The organism is Nocardia africana NBRC 100379 (assembly GCF_001612635.1).
In the GTDB taxonomy this organism is placed as follows: Bacteria; Actinomycetota; Actinomycetes; order Mycobacteriales; family Mycobacteriaceae; genus Nocardia; species Nocardia africana.
Genome location: NZ_BDAV01000086.1, coordinates 1 through 900, shown reverse-complemented (window position 1 = coordinate 900; position 900 = coordinate 1). Strand labels below are relative to the sequence as shown.

Annotated in this window: 2 protein-coding genes and 1 pseudogene; 1 reads left to right on the top strand and 2 read right to left on the bottom strand. The window is 65.2% G+C overall.

Translation table 11 applies throughout. The annotated features are described in order from the left end of the window. Both NA3_RS35390 and NA3_RS38355 read right to left on the bottom strand, forming a co-directional pair. A partial coding sequence (locus NA3_RS35390) for an HNH endonuclease (protein WP_167355108.1) occupies positions 1 to 282 on the bottom strand: 282 nt, incomplete at its 3' end. A 141-nt stretch (positions 283 to 423) separates the two neighbouring features. After that, positions 424 to 525, bottom strand: a pseudogene (locus tag NA3_RS38355) (nucleotidyltransferase domain-containing protein); the annotation flags it as partial. 79 nt (positions 526 to 604) lie between these two features. Here NA3_RS38355 and NA3_RS35385 point away from each other — a divergent pair. Continuing rightward, complete coding sequence (locus NA3_RS35385) at positions 605 to 874, top strand: hypothetical protein (protein ID WP_128145484.1); 270 nt, start codon at positions 605 to 607, stop codon at positions 872 to 874. Positions 875 to 900: the final 26 nt, after the last annotated feature.

The following is a 900-nucleotide window of genomic DNA, read 5'->3' as shown; positions in this document are numbered from 1 at the left end:
GCGGTAGGCTGCACCGCACCGGTGTACGTGGCCGAGGACGTCCTGATGCCACGCGGTGTACGCCTGCGGGAGACCGCGCTCGCTCGCGCCCCCATTGCAGTCCACGCACAAGGTTTCGAGCGCGTGGCCATTCGTGAACTCGCGGAACACTTTGACCTCATTCCCGAACTGCTGATACAGCGTGAACGCGGAGTCGTTGCCGGTCGCTTCGGGGGGAATATGCTCGCGGCTCATCTCCGTCTCATCACCGCAGTGGCGGCACCAACCCACATCCATGGCCACATCGTTCTCCCACGCTCGCCCTTGGCACAACGCGATATCGAATGGCATTGCCGGCGTCGACGACCACGACTCGCGACCTCCAACGGCAGCAATGGCCTACGACAACGGGGGCATCCTCAGCAGGTCAGCGTGAACCTCCTGCGGGTAGTGCGGATGTGGGAGTTGGCCGTGTAGGACGTGGTTGTGGGCTAGTTCTGCGACCAGGAGATCGCTGGGGATTCCAGTCAGGTGGAACATCAGGGGCCCAGCGGAACCGGCCGGGGCGTGCCTCGCGGCTATCCCACCCAAGCCTTGGCGCAGGCGTGAATGACAAGCTCAACCGATGCCCGTTGTGCCGCGCACCCGGATCCGGTTGAAGTCGCGCGCCGGTCTGGCCGCCGGTGACCGGATCGGCTATGTCGCCCCTGCCGGGCATGCCGCGGTGGTCCGCACCGACTTCGACCACGCCTCCGGCGAACTCGTTCAGATCTGGTCGAAAACCCCACCCACCGGCGGGACGGATTGGGTCGTGGTGTGGTGGCCGGGAAACCGCTGGACATGGGAACGCGAAGCCGACCTCGAATTCGTCGACACCGACCAAAACCCCACATAACTCATCTGCCCGCTCGCCGGACCCCC

Bases quoted from the DNA above. Each gene is read 5' to 3' on its own strand.
- NA3_RS35385 (WP_128145484.1), top strand. From the start codon at position 605: ATGCCCGTTGTGCCGCGCACCCGGATCCGGTTGAAGTCGCGCGCCGGT.